14 protein-coding genes and 1 riboswitch are annotated in these 18,302 nt (G+C 58.1%); of the genes, 3 read left to right on the forward strand and 11 right to left on the reverse strand.

From position 1 onward, the window contains the following. Nucleotides 1-112 precede the first annotated feature (112 nt). The 4 genes from ACTG2G_RS22385 to ACTG2G_RS22400 all read right to left on the reverse strand — a co-directional run bounded on the left by ACTG2G_RS22385 (nt 113) and on the right by ACTG2G_RS22400 (nt 5,161). Complete coding sequence (locus tag ACTG2G_RS22385; RefSeq protein ID WP_110302912.1) at nt 113-1,456, reverse strand: sigma-54-dependent transcriptional regulator; 1,344 nt, start codon at nt 1,454-1,456, stop codon at nt 113-115. After that, nucleotides 1,453-2,487: a sensor histidine kinase gene (locus ACTG2G_RS22390; protein WP_005334126.1), complete on the reverse strand. Its 1,035-nt coding sequence runs from the start codon at nt 2,485-2,487 to the stop codon at nt 1,453-1,455. The genes ACTG2G_RS22385 and ACTG2G_RS22390 overlap by 4 nt, the downstream gene beginning before the upstream one ends. Nucleotides 2,488-2,592: 105 nt before the next feature. Continuing rightward, nucleotides 2,593-4,014, reverse strand: a complete 1,422-nt coding sequence (locus ACTG2G_RS22395; protein WP_031227792.1) for a sigma-54 dependent transcriptional regulator — start codon at nt 4,012-4,014, stop codon at nt 2,593-2,595. Nucleotides 4,015-4,282: 268 nt separating this feature from the next. Then, a complete protein-coding gene (locus tag ACTG2G_RS22400) occupies nt 4,283-5,161 on the reverse strand; it encodes a DUF2726 domain-containing protein (protein ID WP_421386014.1) in 879 nt (292 codons plus the stop codon). A 197-nt stretch (nt 5,162-5,358) separates the two neighbouring features. On the opposite strand from ACTG2G_RS22400, the gene ACTG2G_RS22405 reads away from it, so the two are divergent. The 3 genes from ACTG2G_RS22405 (at nt 5,359) to ppx (ending at nt 9,498) form a co-directional block, all read left to right on the forward strand. Then, entirely contained in the window at nt 5,359-5,874 is a 516-nt protein-coding gene (locus tag ACTG2G_RS22405) for a glycine cleavage system protein R (protein ID WP_005350673.1), read from the forward strand. A gap of 74 nt (nt 5,875-5,948) precedes the next feature. Further along, a complete protein-coding gene (gene ppk1, locus ACTG2G_RS22410) occupies nt 5,949-8,018 on the forward strand; it encodes a polyphosphate kinase 1 (protein WP_005350671.1) in 2,070 nt (689 codons plus the stop codon). After that, entirely contained in the window at nt 8,008-9,498 is a 1,491-nt protein-coding gene (gene ppx, locus ACTG2G_RS22415; RefSeq protein ID WP_429204932.1) for an exopolyphosphatase, read from the forward strand. Before ppk1 ends, ppx begins: the two co-directional genes overlap by 11 nt. Nucleotides 9,499-9,558: 60 nt before the next feature. On the opposite strand, the gene mgtE is transcribed toward ppx, so the two are convergent. From mgtE to flgG, 7 genes are all read right to left on the reverse strand, one after another. Continuing rightward, entirely contained in the window at nt 9,559-10,902 is a 1,344-nt protein-coding gene (gene mgtE / locus ACTG2G_RS22420; RefSeq protein ID WP_421386015.1) for a magnesium transporter, read from the reverse strand. 122 nt (nt 10,903-11,024) lie between these two features. Next, a riboswitch (M-box (ykoK) riboswitch) is annotated at nt 11,025-11,194 on the reverse strand. A gap of 183 nt (nt 11,195-11,377) precedes the next feature. Beyond that, nucleotides 11,378-12,583 (reverse strand): flagellar hook-associated protein FlgL, encoded by a 1,206-nt coding sequence (gene flgL, locus ACTG2G_RS22425; protein ID WP_270819028.1) that lies wholly within the window; start codon nt 12,581-12,583, stop codon nt 11,378-11,380. Between the two features lie 4 nt (nt 12,584-12,587). Then, a complete protein-coding gene (locus ACTG2G_RS22430; RefSeq protein ID WP_421386016.1) occupies nt 12,588-14,591 on the reverse strand; it encodes a FlgK family flagellar hook-associated protein in 2,004 nt (667 codons plus the stop codon). A 3-nt stretch (nt 14,592-14,594) separates the two neighbouring features. Next, a complete protein-coding gene (gene flgJ, locus ACTG2G_RS22435; RefSeq protein WP_371166538.1) occupies nt 14,595-15,668 on the reverse strand; it encodes a flagellar assembly peptidoglycan hydrolase FlgJ in 1,074 nt (357 codons plus the stop codon). 43 nt (nt 15,669-15,711) lie between these two features. Continuing rightward, nucleotides 15,712-16,809 carry a flagellar basal body P-ring protein FlgI gene (locus ACTG2G_RS22440; protein ID WP_005350664.1) on the reverse strand — a complete coding sequence of 366 codons (1,098 nt, stop codon included), beginning with the start codon at nt 16,807-16,809 and terminating at the stop codon, nt 15,712-15,714. Between the two features lie 8 nt (nt 16,810-16,817). Beyond that, complete coding sequence (gene flgH / locus ACTG2G_RS22445; protein WP_005334152.1) at nt 16,818-17,489, reverse strand: flagellar basal body L-ring protein FlgH; 672 nt, start codon at nt 17,487-17,489, stop codon at nt 16,818-16,820. Between the two features lie 14 nt (nt 17,490-17,503). Continuing rightward, nucleotides 17,504-18,292 carry a flagellar basal-body rod protein FlgG gene (flgG, locus tag ACTG2G_RS22450; RefSeq protein ID WP_005334158.1) on the reverse strand — a complete coding sequence of 263 codons (789 nt, stop codon included), beginning with the start codon at nt 18,290-18,292 and terminating at the stop codon, nt 17,504-17,506. Nucleotides 18,293-18,302 lie beyond the last annotated feature (10 nt).

The raw sequence follows: 18,302 nt of genomic DNA on the forward strand, positions 1-18,302 counted from the left end.
GCTTTACCAATAAAAACAGGGCCCAGGCTCAAAGCGCCAAGGGCCCCATGATAATCGAGCCGGGCCATCAAGACCATGACAGCCCCCACACAGTACGGTTTCCCTCCCGGCCTCAGGCTGGCAGATCGATCCCCGCCTCCCGCATCTGGGCCAGCTTGTAGCGCAGGGTGCGCGGGCTGATGCCGAGTCGGTCGGCCACCGCCTTGCGGCTGCCGTTACAATCTTGCAGGGTGTCGAGGATGATCTGGTGCTCCTGCTGCTTGAGCTCGCTGCCGAGGCGATCGCCTCCATAGCTGCGCTCCACGCTGACAAACTCCATCTCCTGCTCGTCCAGCTCCTCCAGAATGAGGTGGTCACAATCAATGACCCCGTCCGGGCTGAGGATCAGGGCGCGCTGTACCACGTTGTCCAGCTCCCGCACGTTACCGGGCCAGGGGTGGGCCAGCAGCCGATCCCGCGAGGCGTCCGTCAACTGTGGTGTCGGCAACCCCTGCTGACTGGCATGAAGCGCCAGCAGATGTTCCGCCAGCGGCAGAATGTCACCGGGCCGCTCGCACAGGGCAGACCAGCGCAGCGGGAAGACGTTGAGGCGATAGTAGAGATCTTCGCGAAACAGGCCATCCTGCACCGCTTTTTTCAAATCCCGGTTGCTGGTGGCGATGACCCGCACATCCAGCGGGATCATCTTGCGACTGCCGAGCCGCTCCACCTCTTTCTCCTGCAACACCCGCAGCAATTTGGCTTGCAGCCCCTGATCCATCTCGGTGATCTCGTCAAGCAGTAGGGTGCCCCCCTGCGCCTGCTCGAACTTGCCCGGGCACCCCTGCACCGCGCCGGTAAACGCCCCCTTCTCGTAGCCAAACAGGGTCGCCTCCAGCATGTTTTCCGGAATGGCGGCGCAGTTGATGGCGACGAAGGGCTGCTCGGCGCGGCTGGAGTTATCGTGAATGTAACGGGCCAGCACCTCTTTACCCGTCCCGCTCGGGCCGGTCACCATCACGGTCGCTTCGCTTCTGGCAACACGGGTCGCCAGCTGGAACAGCTCGGCAGTTTTGGGGTCCCCGTAGACCACGGCGCGTTTCTCCACCTTCTGGGCGGGCACATAGCGACTGACCTGATTAAGCAGCACCTCCGGCGAAAATGGCTTGGCCAGATAGTCGATGGCCCCTTCACGCATGGCGCGCACCGCGCCGTCGATGTTGGCGTAGGCGGTCATCAGCAGCACAGGGATCTGCGGATATTGCTGGCGGATGGTGGCCAGCAAGGTGAGACCGTCCATCCCCCCCATCTGGATATCGGAGATCACCATGTCAAACGGCTGACGGGAGAGGGCCAGCAGAGCCCGCTCGCCGCTGTCCGCTTCACGGCACTCATAACCGCCGAGCAAAAGGGTATCCACCAGCGCTTCGCGCAGGCCATTGTCATCTTCAACTACCAGGATCCTGGCCTGTGTCATGCTACACCTCCAAGCTGCACCGGTTGCTGGTGCAGGGGGAACGACAGAGTAAAGCAGGTGCCTTCACCGGGAACCGAGGCCACACCGACCTCCCCCTGATGGGCACGCACTACAGATTGCACCACCGCCAACCCGAGACCAGTGCCTTGGGAGCGAGTGGTAAAGAAGGGTTCGAATACCTGACCGAGCTGATGGGAAGGGATCCCCTTGCCATTATCGATGACCCGCATCTCCACCCGAGCTCCGCTGCGCACCGCGCTGACCAAGAGTGAGGTGGCCCCTGCCTGCTGGGCATTGGCAATCAGGTTGTTGATGGCCCCCGCCAGCGCACTGCTGTTGGCCAGCAGACAGAGATCGGGCTCCGGCGCCTCCATGTGCAGCTCGCAGCCCTGCTGCTGGCAGAAGGCCTCGGCTCCTGCCTGCACTTCGGCCAGCAGCCCTTGTACCGAGATGGGGGTGACCACCTGATTGTCACCGTTGCGGGCAAACAGCAGGATGTCGTTGATCTGCTTCTCCAGATCCTGCAAACGGGCCATCAACTTTTGCTGAAACTGAGTGCGAGATTCCGGCTTGAGGGTGCGGTTGGCCAGGTTGGCGGCATAGAGCATGGCGGCAGAGAGCGGAGTACGGATCTGGTGGGCGAGCGAGGCCGCCATATTGCCCAGCGCCGACAGCCGCTTCATGTGGTTGATGCGGTCTTGCAGTTTACGGGTTTCGGTCAGGTCATTGATAAAAACCAGCTGGCCGGGCTGATCCGGCAGCGGTTGGGTCGAGAGCTGGACCCGGCGCCCGTCACGCAGGGAGATCTCGTGGCCATCATCCTCGCGCGGCTCGAAGCAGCGGGCAATGATGTGACGCCAGAGCTCCCCTTCCAACGGCTCCCCCAGCAGGGAGATGGCCGCCGGATTCGCGCGGGTGACCACCCCGGCCCCGTCAAGCAGCAACACCCCGGTGGGGAGCGCCTTGAAGATGGCATAGAGCTGGCTCACTTCGTGGGACTGGAGTGGCATGTCCTGCTGCTGGATTGTCATAAACCTGACCTCAAACTGGCTATTGGGTCAGGTTATTCAATTTCCATGCCACAAATTATATGAACTAAAACAATGGATTGCGTATTTGCGTCAAGGCTTTGACCCTCAGACGTCCTTGCTCATCCCGTACTTTTTCATCTTCTCCACCAGGGTAGTACGCCGCATGCCTAGCAGATCGGCGGCGCGGGCCACCACCCCGTCCTGAGACTCCAGCGCCTGACGGATCAGCTCCACTTCAAGGTCAGCCAGCATCTCTTTGAGGTTGACCCCCTCCTCCGGCAGCTGCATGGTGCGGGCCGAGGCGAGGGCGTGATCCAGCTCGGGCGGATCCTGAAACACCGCCGCCAGCGCATCCCGTTCATCCATCTCGGTCAGCCGCTCATCCCGCGGCTCGCTCGGCAACAGGCGATAACGGCTCGGCAGATCGGCCACATCGACGATCTGGTGCGGGTAGAGGATCAACAGCCGCTCCAGCAGGTTGGAGAGCTCGCGTACGTTACCGGGCCAGGGGTACTGCATCAGCGACTCCAGCGCCCGCTGGGTCAACCGGATAAAGCCGTGGTGCTGCTCGGCATGGCGGTTGAGCAGCTCCTGCAGCAGCAGCGGGATGTCATCGATGCGATCCCGCAGCGGCGGCGTCTCAATGGGGAAGACGTTGAGGCGGTAGTAGAGATCTTCACGAAAACCCTGAGTGCGGATCATCGCCTCCAGATCCCGGTGGGTCGCCGCTATGATGCGCACATCGGCCTGAATGGGCTTGCCGCCACCGACCCGGTCGAACAGCCGCTCCTGCAACACCCGCAGCAGTTTGACCTGCATCGGCATCGGCATATCGCCGATCTCGTCGAGAAACAGGGTCCCCCCCTGCGCCAGCTCGAAGCGACCGCGACGGGCTGCGATGGCGCCGGTAAACGCCCCCTTCTCGTGACCAAACAGTTCGCTCTCCAGCAATTCGGCCGGAATAGCGCCGCAGTTGATGGGCACGAAGGGGCCACTGCTGCGGGAAGAGAGTTCGTGGATAGCGCGAGCCACCACCTCTTTACCAGTGCCGGACTCCCCAAGGATCAGCACGTTGGCATCGGTCTCGGCCACCTGGCTGATGAGGCGGCGTACCTCCTGGATCCCCTTCCCTTTACCCACCAGCAAGCGCAGCAGGGCCTGCCCCTTGTCATGGGTCTGCTGACGGGGATGCAAGGAGACGAACGCCTGACAGAAGTGCAAATGACGGGTAAGGGATTCATAGGTAAAGGGCGAGAGCGCGACCCCGATAAAGTTGCTGTTAGGCAGATCGGCCTCAACCAGCGAGAGGAAGGGGGTACGGGGGAAAGCGGCCAGCAGCTCTGACAAGGGACGGTCGGTCAGCTCACCCACCAGCACCCCTTGCAGCGGTCCGGAGGATTCGATGGCCACATCCAGATCGCTTTGTGCCACCTCCTGCCACGGGATCCCCATAAACGAGAGCACGGTTCCCAACTGTTGGCGCCGCTGCGCATCGGCATCAACAATCAACACGCCCATCTCCACCATATCCATTCCTCGCGATGTCCTGAACTAACTTATTGTTTTATTTGATGATAAAACAGCTACCGACTGTCTTTTTGCTGGCACACAAAGTGCCAAAATTCCGACACATTGTCAAAAATTGTCGTATTCAGGCTAAGTGTATCGACAGAAACGAGAGATTAGATAAATTTTGCCGAGGAATTTTCTGCCTTGGCGCCGTTAACAAACGCAGCCAAAAGCGGAAAGAAAACTGCCCTCGTCAGAGGGCAGCATGGGACTCGGTGAAGCGCATTCAGTGGCGATTATGGTGGTGCGGCGCCGCGTAACGACACTCGGGAAAACGGCTGCAAGCCAGAAAGAGCCGACCGGCGTGGGGGCCTTTTTTCGCCTCCCGCTCCACCAGCGGCGCATCGCAACGGGGGCAGTGGTGTACTTCATGCTCCTCGTCATCCTCTACATCGGCGAACAAGCCATCGACCAGCTCCCCCTCACTCTGTGGCGCCTCCACCATCCCCTTGGCCTGAATGACGGGCTCGTGGAGCGACGCAGGCGAGATGGCCTCGGCATGGGCAGTGCGGCCACGCATCCCGGCACCGACATCCACGCCGTCCAGCAGCAGAGGGTTGAAGGTGGGCTCGCGGCGCGCCCCTTGCGGCAAATCGTCGATCAAGGGTTCACTGGTTTTGACCAGCAGCGGCAGGATCTGTTCGCGCAGCTCTTCCACCAGATAACTGGCACTTGCCGGGATCTGTAGCAAGGGCAGACCGGCGCTGTCGCAGGCGGTTTTCAGAAAGAGATCCCGCGCCTTGCGCTTCTGATGGCGGTGGGAGCTGTCATCGAGTTCGATGGCACAGATAAAGGAGAGATCAGAAGGGTGGCAAAGCAGATAGTCGAAATGCTTGGCGCTGATCTTGTTGAAGTGCTGCTGCCATTTGCTCTTGCCGATCCTGGCCTGCGGCGTCAGCACATCGGCCACTCTTACCTTGGCAAAGACCCGGGCCTTGTCACCCACCGCCAGATCCAGCACCCCGAGAAAGGATCGTTCGGCGGGAGTGAACAGGGTCTCCTGCATATCATAGGGCAGGCGCTTTTGCTGTCTGCCTCTGCTCCAGAAGATCGCCAGCACAAGCAGCGCCAGCAACAGCAATCCCGATAGGACAAGGGTATTCATGAGAGCACGATCCAGTTCACAACACGAAAGGGGCCCCACTTTACCACAGCCGCTACCGGGCGAGTCAGCAGACAAGCGTATGGGAAGTGTAAAAGTCCCTGCTTTTTATCTATTTGCTCATGGGCGGGGGTTCATATGGCCTGCTACAGCAGGCACAATGGAGAGCAAGAGAGAAATCCCATTTCAAGGAGAGCAGGATGCAAAAACAATTGGTGGTCACCGTGATCGGTGCAGACAAACCGGGGATCGTCGAGAGTCTGGCAGCTGTCATCAGCCGCGAGCAGGGCAACTGGCTGGGCAGCGCCATGAGCGAACTGGCGGGCCAGTTTGCCGGTATCCTTCATGTCTCTGTCCCCGATGAGCACTATCGCAGCCTGTGCGAAGCACTGGCCCTGCTACCGGGTCTGACCATCAGCTTTGCCGAAGGCACACCTACCACCGAGCCAGCCCATCAAGTCATGATGACAGTGACCGGCAACGACCGCCCCGGTATCGTCCACGAAGTTGCCAGCATCCTGCGCCAGCTCGAGATCAACGTGGCCGATCTCACCACTGGCTGTGAACCGGCGCCCCACTCCGGCGCCCCTCTCTTCTATGCCCATGCGCTGGTTGCACTGCCCGACGGGCTCGCGATGGATACGCTTATCACCGCGCTGGAATCCCTCTCCGACGATCTGGTGGTCGACATCGACGAAGCGTTCAGCGAGCAGTAACAATACTGTCATTTATTTGTCATATATTAACGCCATAACTGCCGCGCAGACGCGACCTGAAACAGAGGCACAAGATGAGCACCGACAAGCAGTATGAAGAGAAAGAGCTGAGCTGGCTCTCATTCAATGAACGGGTGTTGCAAGAGGCAATGGACAAGACGGTGCCCCTCATCGAGCGGGTTCGTTTTCTGGGGATCTTCTCCTCCAACCAGGATGAGTTCTTCAAGGTACGGGTATCGGACGTCAAGCGTCGCATCCTCATCAATGAAGTACATGGTGGCGACGATGAAGCGAAAGTGCTGCTGCGCGCCATCCAGCAAAAAGTGATGGCGCTCGGTGAGGCGTTCGACAACACCTACAAGGAGCTGTTGATTGCGCTGGCTCGCCACAACATCTTCCTGGTCAACGAGAACCAGCTCTCCGATGCCATTCAGAAGTGGCTGCGGGTCTTCTTCAAGGAGAAGGTGCTGCGTCACATCATCCCGATCCTGCTCAACAAAGAGGTCAATCCGGTCAAATTCCTCAAGGATGAGTACACCTATCTGGCCATCGAGATGAAGAAGAACGGTCAGGTGATCCAGTACGCCCTGGTGGAAGTGCCGACCGACGACCTGCCCCGCTTCTTCCAGCTGCCGCCGGAAGGGACCCGCCGCAAGAAGCAGATCATCATTCTGGATAACGTCATCCGCTTCTGCCTCGACGAGATCTTCAAGGGCTTCTTCGACTACGACGAGATTGCCGCCTATGCGGTGAAGCTGACCCGGGATGCCGAATATGATCTCTCCGACCAGCTGGACTTGAGCCTGGTGGACAAGATGAGTGATGGCTTGAAGCAGCGCCTCACCGCCATGCCGGTGCGCTTCGTCTACGAGCGGGAGATGCCCGCTGCCATGATTAGCTTCCTCAAGCTCAAGCTGCAGATCAGCTCCTACGACGCCATCATGCCGGGCGGGCGCTATCACAACTTCAAGGATTTCATCGGCTTCCCCAACGTGGGCCGTGACTATCTGGAAAACCCCAAGCTGCCGGCGCTGGATTGCCGCGATTTTGACGGCTTCGTCAACGCCTTCGATGCGATTACCAAGCAGGATATCCTGCTCTACTACCCGTATCACAAGTTCCACCACTTCACCGAGTTGGTACGCCAGGCGGCGTTCGATCCGGCGGTGAGCGCCATTCGCATCAATATCTACCGGGTCGCCAAGAAGTCGCGGATCATCCACTCCCTCATCGATGCCGCCAACAACGGCAAGAAGGTGACCGTGGTGGTCGAGTTGCGCGCCCGTTTCGACGAAGCGGCCAACATAGACTGGGCCAATATTCTCACCGATGCCGGGGTCAAGGTGGTGTTCGGGGTGCCAAGCCTCAAGATCCACTCCAAGCTCTGCCTCATCACCCGCCACGAAAATGGCGAGGCGGTGCGCTACGCCCATATCGGCACCGGGAACTTCAACGAGAAGACCGCCAAGATCTATACCGACTTCTCGCTGCTGACCCGCAATCCGGATATCACCGCCGAAGTGGAAGGGGTATTTGAATACATCGAGTACCCCTATAAGCGTTACAAATTCAACCACCTGCTGGTCTCCCCCATCAACAGCCGCCGTCAGCTCTATCGCCTCATCGACAACGAGCTCTCCAACGCCAAGGCGGGCCAGCCGAGCGGCATCATCCTCAAGATCAACAATCTGGTGGACAAGGATCTCATCAACCGCCTCTATGCCGCCGGGCAGGCGGGAGTACCGATCCAGATGATCATCCGTGGCATGTGCGCCCTGCGTCCGGGCGTACCGGGCCTCAGTGACAACATCAAGGTGATCAGCATCATCGACCGCTTCCTCGAGCACCCGCGGGTGATGGTGTTCCACAACAAGGGCAACCCCCAGCTCTATATCTCCAGCGCTGACTGGATGAGCCGCAATATCGACGGCCGTATTGAGGTGGGCACCCCCATTTATGATGAGCGGCTCAAGCAGCGCATCATGGACATTCTCGAACTACAACTGAGTGATACCTGCAAGGCGCGGGTCATTGATGCCGACCAGCAGAACGAATATGTGAAGCGGGGCAACCGCCGCAAGATCCGCTCTCAGGTGGCGATTTACGACTATCTCAAACGTATCGAGTCAAACAATGGACAATAGTCTCTATGCCGCCGTGGATCTCGGCTCCAACAGTTTTCATATGGTGATCGCCCATCTGAGCGAAGGGCGTTTTCGCATCGTCGATCGCATCAAGGAGCGAGTGCGGCTGGCGGAAGGGATGGATGAGCAAAAACGCATGAGCCCGGAGGCGATGGAACGCGGTCTCGCCTGCCTGTCGCTGTTTGCCGAGCGGCTCACCAACATCAAACCGGATCAGATCCGCATCGCCGGTACCTACACATTGCGCCGTGCCAGCAACGCCCGCGAATTTGTGAGTGAAGCAGCCAAGGTGCTCAACCACCCCATCGAGATCATCAGCGGGCAGGAAGAAGCACGCCTCATCTATCAGGGTGTCGCCCATACCCAGCATATCGAGGGTCAGGTACTGGTGATCGATATCGGCGGCGGCAGCACCGAACTCATCATCGGTGAAGGGTTTGAACACAAGGCCCTCACCAGTCGCAAGATGGGCTGCGTCAGCTTTACCCAAAGCTTCTTCGCCAGCGGCAAGCTGAGCGACAAACACTTCACCAATGCCGTGCTAGAGGCGCAGCACCAACTCGCCCCCATCGTCAACCAGTACCGCAAGCTGGGCTGGCAGAGCTGCCTTGGCAGCTCAGGCTCCATTCGTACCGTGCGCGACGTGCTGCAGGGGGAAGGGCTGACTGACGGCAGCATTACGCTGGAGGGGCTGGAGCGGCTCAAGGCGCTGATGATTGAGCGCAAGCGAGTCGATAACCTCAAACTGGTCGGGCTTACCGAGGAGCGTCAGGAGGTGTTTGCCGCTGCGGTCGCCATCCTGCTCGGGCTGTTTACCTCGCTGCCCATAGAGCGGCTCGACTACTCCGATGGTGCGCTGCGCGAAGGGTTGCTTTATGAATTCGAGGAACGCTTGCAGCACCACGATATTCGCGAGCGTACCGCGCAGGCGCTCGGCACCCACTACCGGATGGACCGCAAACAAGCAGCCCGGGTTGAGCAGAGCGTACTGACCCTGTTTGATGCCCTGCAAGAGCCCTGGCAGATGGAGATTGAGCCCTATCGCGCCATCCTCGGCTGGGCAGCGCGGCTGCACGAAATCGGCCTTGCCATCAACTACAGCGGCATTCATCGCCACTCAGCCTATATCCTGCAACACACCGACCTGCCTGGCTTCAACCAGGACGATCAGGCGCTGCTGGCTGCGCTGGTACGCTTTCAGCGCAAGGGGCTCAAGCTCTCCGAGCTGCCGCCCCTACCCAACCACGACATGCAGACGGTGCTGCGCTGCATCCGCATCCTGCGCCTCGCAGTCGCCGCTCACCACAAGCGTCAGGACAACCTGCTGCCTGAGTGGAAAGTCGCAGTGCAAGGGGATAAGCTGGTCGTGACCCTGCCGATCGACTGGTGCGAGGAGAACCGTCTCCTGATGCAGAATCTGGAGAAGGAACACCGCTACTGTCAGGAGCAGGGCTGGCCACTGCTGTTCCAGCTCGGCTAAACCGGAAAGATAAATGCAAAAGGCAGCCCACTGGCTGCCTTTTGCATCTCAATCTCCCTGTTACTGCAACTCGGGCAACAACCACTTGGCCATCTCGAAGTAGATGATAAGGCCGGTACCATCCACCAGCGTCGCGATGAATGGCGCAGAGACCACCGCCGGATCGATGCGGAAACGACGCAGCACCATGGGAATAATGGACGCGACCGTGGCACTCCAGAGCACGATAGCGATGATGGTAAAGGTCACCACCATGCCAATCTGGGGACCGACGCCAAGACTCCATGCCCGCACCCAGGCCGCCATGGCAATGGCACCCGAGATGAGCAGACCGGTGGAGAGCTCCTTTTTCAGCACTGTGCCGAGATTGCGCAGACTCACCTCCCCGACCGCCATGGCTCGTACTATGGTGGTGGTGATCTGGGTGCCGCTGTTACCGCCAGTACCGATCAGGAGTGGAATGAAGAAGGCCAGCGCGATAGCCGCTTCCAGCTGCTCCTCAAATGCCCGCAACACTGTGCCGGTGTAAGCTTCCGCCACAAACAGGATAAGCAGCCAGCCCACCCGTTTGCGCCACAGCTGCCAGGGCGTCGCCTGCAAGTAAGGGGTATCGAGCGGTGATGAGCCACCCTGCATCTCGGCATCCTCGGTGGATTCAAGCTCCAGAATGTCGGCGGCATCATCGACGTGGAAAATACCGACCAGTCTCCCCTGATCCTCGACCGGCAATACCGACAGGTCGCGGTCGATCAGCAGGCGCGCCGCCAGCTCCTGATCAGCCCGAGCGTTGATCCGCACCGTCTCCCGGTCCATCAGGTTAGCGACACTGGCCTCGGGGTCAGCAATCAGCAAGCTCTTGAGCGAGATACTCCCCTGTAGACGGCCATCCACGTTGACCACATAGATGTGGCGGAACAGCTGGGCATTGTCCCAGGCATCGTGGATCAGCTGCTTGGCCTTGCCGACTGAATCCTGTTCGCTCACTGCCAGATACTCGTGGCGCATATTGGCCCCGACGGACTCAGGCGGCCAATCCAGCAGTGAGTAGTAGATGGCCTGCGCCTGGGTCGGGAAGCGAGCCAGCAACATGGTGCGATCCTGACGACTCAGTTTGCGCAGGATAGCCACCATTTCGCGACGGGGAATAGCCTCCTGCAACACGCTGACGATGCTGCCATGGAGCCGCTGCAACAGGCGCCCGGCACTCTCGGCCGAGAGTGAACCAAGCAGTGCGGCCCCTTGCGGGATTGGCAGGGTATCAAAGATGCAGTTGAGCTCTTCCGGACGCAGGGTCAGCAGTTGATCGGCGCGCTGAACCGGATCCAGATTATGTTCCAGCCAACCCTGCAGGGCGGCCAGATCGAGCAGTTGGTGACGGTTAAGAATGGTATGTGTTTTCTTCATCACAGATATCCTCATGTGATTTCAGGCGAGCCTGAATGCCTCCGGAAATAGCCGGGTGCAACGACAAGAAAACAGCAATTTGATTGACGAGTAATAGGCAGGAAATGACGCCGTTCGGCGTGTCATCATCCCCACGTACCAGCTTTAGCACTGTATAACGTATCCGGCATGCCGGAAGCCACTTGGGTTTACACCTTAATCCGATGAAAACTGTCCTGATCTTGGGCGTCTCTGGACGTCGTGAGATCAGTGGCCTGTGTTTATACAGGAGCCTCGCCTAACGAGATGCTGCAAATAATTCGCACAACCCTCTGTTGTGCGGGCGGCATGATTATCCAATCCCGCAGGGAGGTCAACCCCGCAGCTCCCATTAAATGGGCAACGGCAACAGCTTGTTACAATTGGCAGGAGATGACACGGAACCAATTTTCATAGTCTGGACAAAAGAAAAGGCCCCAAAGGGGCCCTTCTTTAATTAGCGAATATAGTCAAATAGCGTCAGACGACTTATTTTGCTGAAAGAGAGTTGCGAGGCACTCAATGCCGCATCCTCTTTTGACAGCGCGGAAATCACTTCATAGAGATCCGCTTCCGATACCTTGGCTCTCGCCTCGGCGTTGAGGGTACTCAACCCCTCGTTAGAATCCATGACTGCCTCGAGACTGTTCATCCTGCCACCCAACTCCCCCAATCCATGATCGATATTCAGACGAGCATTTTTCATATGGACGGTAGCATCGGCTACTTCCAGCGCAAAGTTGTCAGCGGTAATAGCGGGATCACGCAAGGCGGTAATAAAATCCGACATACCATTCAATATGTTGTCATTCTTCGGTGGATTAAGATCAAACTGCTCAGAACTGCCCGCAGGCGAGCTGACGGTCAACTCCAATCCATTGAAAGGGATCTTGGTGCCAGCAGTGTAGTTACCCGTTTGCAGGGTAGCACCACCGGCATCCTTGATATCGTAGGTATCCGGTGGGCCTATGGTGGTTGATACGGTATAGGTATTACTGGGCAGTGCCGAGTTATAATTGGACTTATAGAAATTATCAAAGTTACCCTGATCGCCTATCCCAACCTTGATATTTGCTGTGGTTGCACTGGCGGTTCTTCTGGTCGCCACGATTTCAAACAGATCTTGCCCGGAATCATTGGCAGCAATTTGTACCGTGGGTGAGACCTGAATATTTCGCTGACCAGGGTCACCCTGATAAATATATTTTCCGTTAGCGTCTTTTATATATGGCTGGGTCTTGCTCTGATTGCCGCCAAATATAAATTCACCCGAGGAGTTTTTGCTATTCATCAGGTCAAACATCTGCTGCTGCAACCCTTCCAGCTCGCTGGCTATGGCCTTGCGATCATCCATGCTGATAGCGCCATTATTTGACTTCTGGATCAGAGTCTGGGCACTAAGCATCGCATTGTTAATCGACGTTAATACCGTCTCCTCATGCCCCAGGCTGTTTTCCAGCAAGCTGCCATTGACACTGTACTGCTTGAACAGGTCGATCTCCTTGGTCAGTGCCATCTTCTGGCTCATCCCCGCAGGATCTTCGCCGGCAGTCTGAAATTTATTGCCGGTTTGCAGCTGTTGATAGGCAGTATTCAACCGCTCGTTGGCACTGTTGAGGGAATAGATATTCCGGTCGTAGATCATGTTGGTGGTGATGCGCATGACGTTACCTCACGGAAGAGAGCAGTGTATCGAAAATGGTTTTGGCCGTGCTGACGATTTGCGCCGATGCCGCATAGGATTGCTGGAAGCGGATCAGATTGGCCGCCTCCTCCTCCAGATTGACCCCAGACACGCTTTCAAAGATGCCGGTGCTCTGGATAAGCTTGGACTCATTGGCCTTGAGCAGCGTTTTTGCCTGACTGGTATTGTTACCCACTTCCATCACCAACCCGGAATAGGCCTGATTGAAGGTCATCTTGTCGTTGGTCGTCCCACCATTGGTGCTCTTGCGCACCAGATCCTTGTTTTGCAGCTCAGCCAGAACCAGGCCATTGCTGTTATCGGCAAAGCCATTGCTGTTGTAACTGAGCTTGAAGCTGTCACCGGCATCCACCGTTCCGGTGATGCTGAACTCGTAGCCTGGCGCCTGTTTCGGGTTGGCATAGACTGCAGCTCCGGCGGGGAAAGGGTTAATGATAGCCGACATCAGGTTTTGCCCCTTGCTGCTCGCGGGGGCCGTGCCAATCAAGGTAGTGCCATCGGCTTGAAACACCTGATAGTTACCACTGCCATCGATTTTGACCACCTGAGGCGCTGTCGGGCTCAGGCTATTGGTACCAAAACCTGACCCCGCACCTGTATTGAATACACCACCCAGTTTGATATCCGCCCCGCCGCCATTATTGGTGGTCTTTTCCGCTTTAAGCGGAGAGGCCAGGGCCAAATCTTCCGGTCGGGTGATCAGCTGACCCAGACCGGCGGCCGCACTTTTGGTGGGTTGCAGCAACAGTTTGTCACCCGCAGCCGGCGTGCCGGTGAGATCGATCGAGATCCCGTGCCCGGTCAGCTCAAAGGTTGTTGGTGGGGTAGCCCCCGCTGTGATCAAGGTACGATTGCCAGACTTGTCGAGCGAGAACACCTCATAACCGGTAGCACTGCTAAATTGCACTTCGTAATCAAACGGAGTCACTGATGTCCCCTTGCCCGGCACGAAGCTGACATTCGCCCCGACCGTCCCCGTGTTATTGCCGTAGGGTAAGCCCTTGCTGGTAGGCAGGGTGAAGATATCACCGCCAATCTCGTTATCCAGATCCATCCCGAGGCGGTTCTGCTGGTTCATCGCATCCGCCATCGCCACGGCCAGCTGCCCCAGTTCGCGCTTGGTCGGCTCAAGGTCGGTACGCGCCTTGAACAGCCCCCCCATGGCACCACCAAACGTATCGTGATCGATGGTTGCCTTGTTCGCCCCCAGGGTCAGCTGCAGCTCCTGATCCCGGGAGTCAGGATCTCCTGCAATCACCTTGAACTGGGCGACGCCCCCATCGAGGATCAGCGAATGGCCGGTGCTCATATTGACCAGCATGCTGCCGTTGGGTTGGGCTACGGTGCGAATATCCATCTTCTCCGACAGCTGGCGGATCGCCTCATCCCGCTGATCAAACAGCATCAGGTTCTCTTCGGGTGACCCCTGGGTGCGGATGATGGCCTGATTAAGATCATTGATGCTGGTGAGCAGGCTGTTAACCTGCTTGGTTTCATCTTCAATGCGGGTGTTGAGGGTATCGCTCTGTTTGTCGAGCTGCGCCGAGAGGGTATGAAAACGGTTGACCATGCCACTCAACTCCGTCATCACCACCTTGCGCCCACCGATCTCGGCAGGCGATTCATTGGCAGAGTGAAATGACTTGAAGTAGGAGGTGATGGCCGCCCCCACGCTGTTGCTGGTATCCCCAAGCAAGCTGTCAACGCCAGCCAGCTGTTCATAATGGGTCAGGGAGGCATGATAAGCAGAGGTATCACGGCGCACCTCCCCCTGCATATAGTCGTTGATTACCCGCTCGGTCTTGATGTCACCGGTCCCCAGACCGATGGTATTGGTATACACCAGCGTACGCTCACGCACATAGCCCTGGCTATTGACGTTCACTATGTTGTTACTGGTGGTCTGCAGCAGGCGTTGCTGTGCCAGCACGCCCGATGAACCAATCCCAAGCAGGTCGCTTGCCATACGTTACAGCTCCATCTCGTTGTATTGGGCAATGGCATCACTGCGCAATACCTGTTTCAATTTTCTGGCGTAGTGCGGGTCGGTGGCATAACCCGCCTGTTGCAGCGCCTCGAAGTAGCGATCAGGGCTATCCACCTTCGCCAGGGCCCCCTTGTAGCGAGAGCCGGAAGTGAGGAAGTCCACATAGTCGTTGAAGCTCTCTTCAAACGACTCATAGGAGCGAAATGCCGCTTTCTGGCGGGAGGCGACGCCTTGCTCATACTCGAGCGTGCTGACCACCGCCTTTGGCCCTTCCCAGCGTGGATCGGCCTTGATGCCAAACAGGTTATGGGTCACCTGCCCCTCGCCATCCTTAATCACCCGCTTGCCCCAACCGCTCTCCAGTGCCGCCTGAGCGACCAGTACCGCCGGGCTTAACCCCAGCTTGTCGGCCGCTTTCTTGGCCAGCGGCATCAGGCGATTAACGAACTCTTCCGGTGTATCGAACTCTTTGCCCCCACTACCGGTGGCACTGCCCTCTTCGCTGGCCATGCGTCCCATGGGCGGAATGCTGCGGTGCGGTCGACGGGGCATAGTGAGTGCGTGACTCTCATTGGCTCCCTCGGCCATCTCTTTTTCAGCAAAATCTTTGCCAACTTTTGATGCTGCGATCAAATCATCGGCAGCCGCCGTAGGGGGCTGATAGGGTTTGTAGGTCCGTTCGGTGCGCTGCGGCATCTTGAGCACCCGTCCATCCTGATGGGTAAAGGTCTCGGGAGAGAGCTGCTTGGCCACCATGTCAGCCAATCCCAGCCCCCCCTTGCTGGACATGTCGGCAACTCGCTGCTCATCCAGCATCCCTTCATAGAACTGGGTATAGCTGCTGTTCATCGGGTTGTCCTGAGTCAACACCCCGTTGGCCTGACGCATGCTCTGAAACAGCATCTGGGTAAAGATTGACTCGAACTGGCGCGACGCACTCTTGAGCGCTTCGGCCTGTCCCTCTTTGCTTTGGCTCATCTGGCGCAGACGGTCCAGGTTCTTGATGTCCTGTACCATCCCGAGATTCATGCCGCTGTTGCTGTCAAACTCCGCCATTTTGCTTACCTCATTGCCACCCGTGGCAACCACTTGCCGCTTGTTACAATATGACCAGTTGCCCCTCGATGGCGCCTGCCTGCTGCAGCGCCTCAAGGATGGCCATCAAATCACCGGGGGCGACCCCGACCTGATTGACCGCCCGGACCAGATCGTCCAGGGTCGCACCGGTATCAAACTTGAACATCCTCCCCGGCTCCTGCTGGACATTGATGGTCGAGTTGTTTGTCACCGTCGTCTCTCCTCCCGCCAACGGGTTGGGCTGGGAGACCTGCTGGTTTTCGGCGATGGTCACCGTCAACCCGCCGTGGCTGATGGCCGCCGGTTTGAGCTTGACCTGACTGCCGATCACTATGGTGCCGGTGCGGGAGTTGACGATGATCTTGGCCGCCTCGTTGGCCGGATCCACCTCCAGATTCTCGATGGTGGCGAGATAGGAGACGCGTTGACCCGGATCTCGCGGGGCATAGACTTTGACCGAGGTGGCATCGAGCGCCTGAGCGGTATTGGGCCCCACCAGATCGTTGACCACATCGGCCAGACGGCGCGCTGTAGTAAAATCGGGTCGGTTAAGGTTGAAGGTGATGGTGTCCCCCTGACTGAAGGAGTTGGGCACCTCCCGCTCCACGGTCGCGCCGTTGGCAATCCGCCCGACGGTCGGGGTATTGATCACTACCTTGGAACCATCAGCCCCCTCGGCCCCCAGACCACCGACCACCAGACTGCCCTGGGCGACCGCATAAACCCGCCCATCGAGCCCTTTCAGGAAGCTTTGCAGCAGAGTGCCGCCCCGCAGGCTCTTGGCCTCGCCGATGGCAGAGACCGTCACGTCGATGGTCTGGCCCGGCTTGGAGAAGGGGGGCAGGTCGGCATGGATCGCCACCGGTGCCACATCCTTGATCTTGGGCTTGATGTTATCCGGCACCTTGATGCCAAAGTTGTTGAGCATGGTACGGAAGGTCTGCTCGGTGAAGGCGTTGTTCTTCTCGCCAGTGCCGGGCAACCCCACCACCAGACCGTAGCCAATCAGCTGGTTGTTACGCACCCCTTCAACCGAGCTGATGTCCTTGATCCGGGCCGCATTGGCCACACCCAAGGGCAGCAGACAGCAAAGCAGAGTGACAAGACGGAGTGACTTCATAACATCTCCTAGAGCGGCCACCAGGGACCATTGAAAAAGCTGGTAAGCCACCCTTGCTCCTGGCTATTGGCCAGATCGCCGGTACCACCGTAGTAAATGCGGGCATTGGCCACTTTCTGGGACGAAACGCTGTTATCAGACGTCACATCCTCCGGGCGAATAAGGCCGGTGATCCGGATATATTCATTGCCATTATTGAGCATGATCCACTTCTCGCCGCGCACCACCAGATTGCCGTTGGGCAGCACCTTGGCCACGCTGACCGAGATATTGCCCTGCAGGCTGTTGCTCTGGTCCGCTTTGGCCTGCCCCTTGAACGCGCTGTTCTGACCAATGGAAGCCGAAAGATCATAGGGACTGGCGGTGACCGGCACGCCACCCAGCTTGACCGGATCCAGATTGAACTTATTGTCCTTGCCACTCTGGGTATTGGCCTTTTTCGAAGCGGAGGTCGACTCTGACAACTCGATGGTGATGATGTCGCCAACCTTGTGCGCCTTGATATCCGAATAGATGCCATTGACCTGATCCGGCTGGAAAATCGCCCCTGTCGGTCGCACCGACACCGGCTCCGACTCCCCGTAGACGGGGGAAAACTCGGGATCATCAGGCTTGGGCGTATTGGGAGTGCTGCTACACCCTCCCAGCACCAACAATCCCAGCATCCATACGGCTTTCATCATGCACCTCCTAATTAAGTACGCTGGATCAGGAAGGACATCATGCCGTCCACGGCGGAGAGCACCTTGGAGTTCATCTCGTAGACCCGCTGAGCCTGAATGAGGTTTACCAGCTCTTCGGTCACGTTGACGTTGGAGGTCTCCAGCATCCCCTGCTTGATCACCCCCAAACCATCGGCACCGGCAGTCCCCTGCGCGGCAGCACCGCTGGATTGGGTCTCGACAAACATGTTCTCCCCCATCGGCTGCAAGCCGCTGGCATTAACGAAGTCGGAGATGTTGATCTGACCGACAACCTGAGAAGCGCCATCGCCCTTGAGCTGCACCGAGACCTGACCATCTTCACCCACCGTAACGCTCTGGGCGTTTTCCGGGATCTGGATTTCCGGTTGCAGCGGGTAGCCATTACCCGGGGTCACTATGGTCCCTTCATCGTTGAGGGTGAACTGACCGTTGCGGGTATAGGCCGCACTGCCATCCGGCAGCTGAATTTCAAAGTAGCCACGACCACTGATCATCAAATCGAGCGAGTTGTCAGTGGTTTGTACGTTGCCCTGGCTGTGGTTTTTCTGGGTCGCCACCACCTTGGCACCCGCCCCCAGCATCAGGCCGGAGGGGAGCTCGGTATCAGCAGAGGAGCGGCCACCGGGCTGATTGATGTTTTGATACAGCAGATCTTCAAAGATGGCCCGTGACTTTTTGAAGCCCACGGTGCTGGCGTTCGCCAGGTTGTTCGAAGTAACCGAAATATTGGTCTGCTGTGCATCCAACCCGGTCTTGCTGATCCAGAGTGCGGGATTCATAGGTAACTCC

Source organism: Aeromonas sp. 55A (assembly GCF_051919665.1).
Classification (GTDB): Bacteria; Pseudomonadota; Gammaproteobacteria; order Enterobacterales; family Aeromonadaceae; genus Aeromonas; species Aeromonas veronii.

Excerpts from the sequence above, each read along its gene's own strand:
- ppx (WP_429204932.1), top strand. The coding sequence starts at position 8,008 with ATGGACAATAGTCTCTATGCCGCCGTGGATCTCGGCTCCAACAGTTTT.
- ACTG2G_RS22395 (WP_031227792.1), bottom strand. The coding sequence starts at position 4,014 with ATGGTGGAGATGGGCGTGTTGATTGTTGATGCCGATGCGCAGCGGCGC.
- ACTG2G_RS22405 (WP_005350673.1), top strand. The coding sequence starts at position 5,359 with ATGCAAAAACAATTGGTGGTCACCGTGATCGGTGCAGACAAACCGGGG.
- ACTG2G_RS22440 (WP_005350664.1), bottom strand. The coding sequence starts at position 16,809 with ATGAAGTCACTCCGTCTTGTCACTCTGCTTTGCTGTCTGCTGCCCTTG.
- ACTG2G_RS22390 (WP_005334126.1), bottom strand. The coding sequence starts at position 2,487 with ATGACAATCCAGCAGCAGGACATGCCACTCCAGTCCCACGAAGTGAGC.
- flgJ (WP_371166538.1), bottom strand. The coding sequence starts at position 15,668 with ATGGCGGAGTTTGACAGCAACAGCGGCATGAATCTCGGGATGGTACAG.
- mgtE (WP_421386015.1), bottom strand. The coding sequence starts at position 10,902 with ATGAAGAAAACACATACCATTCTTAACCGTCACCAACTGCTCGATCTG.
- flgL (WP_270819028.1), bottom strand. The coding sequence starts at position 12,583 with ATGCGCATCACCACCAACATGATCTACGACCGGAATATCTATTCCCTC.
- ACTG2G_RS22430 (WP_421386016.1), bottom strand. The coding sequence starts at position 14,591 with ATGGCAAGCGACCTGCTTGGGATTGGTTCATCGGGCGTGCTGGCACAG.
- ACTG2G_RS22385 (WP_110302912.1), bottom strand. The coding sequence starts at position 1,456 with ATGACACAGGCCAGGATCCTGGTAGTTGAAGATGACAATGGCCTGCGC.
- ppk1 (WP_005350671.1), top strand. The coding sequence starts at position 5,949 with ATGAGCACCGACAAGCAGTATGAAGAGAAAGAGCTGAGCTGGCTCTCA.
- flgG (WP_005334158.1), bottom strand. The coding sequence starts at position 18,292 with ATGAATCCCGCACTCTGGATCAGCAAGACCGGGTTGGATGCACAGCAG.
- flgH (WP_005334152.1), bottom strand. The coding sequence starts at position 17,489 with ATGAAAGCCGTATGGATGCTGGGATTGTTGGTGCTGGGAGGGTGTAGC.
- ACTG2G_RS22400 (WP_421386014.1), bottom strand. The coding sequence starts at position 5,161 with ATGAATACCCTTGTCCTATCGGGATTGCTGTTGCTGGCGCTGCTTGTG.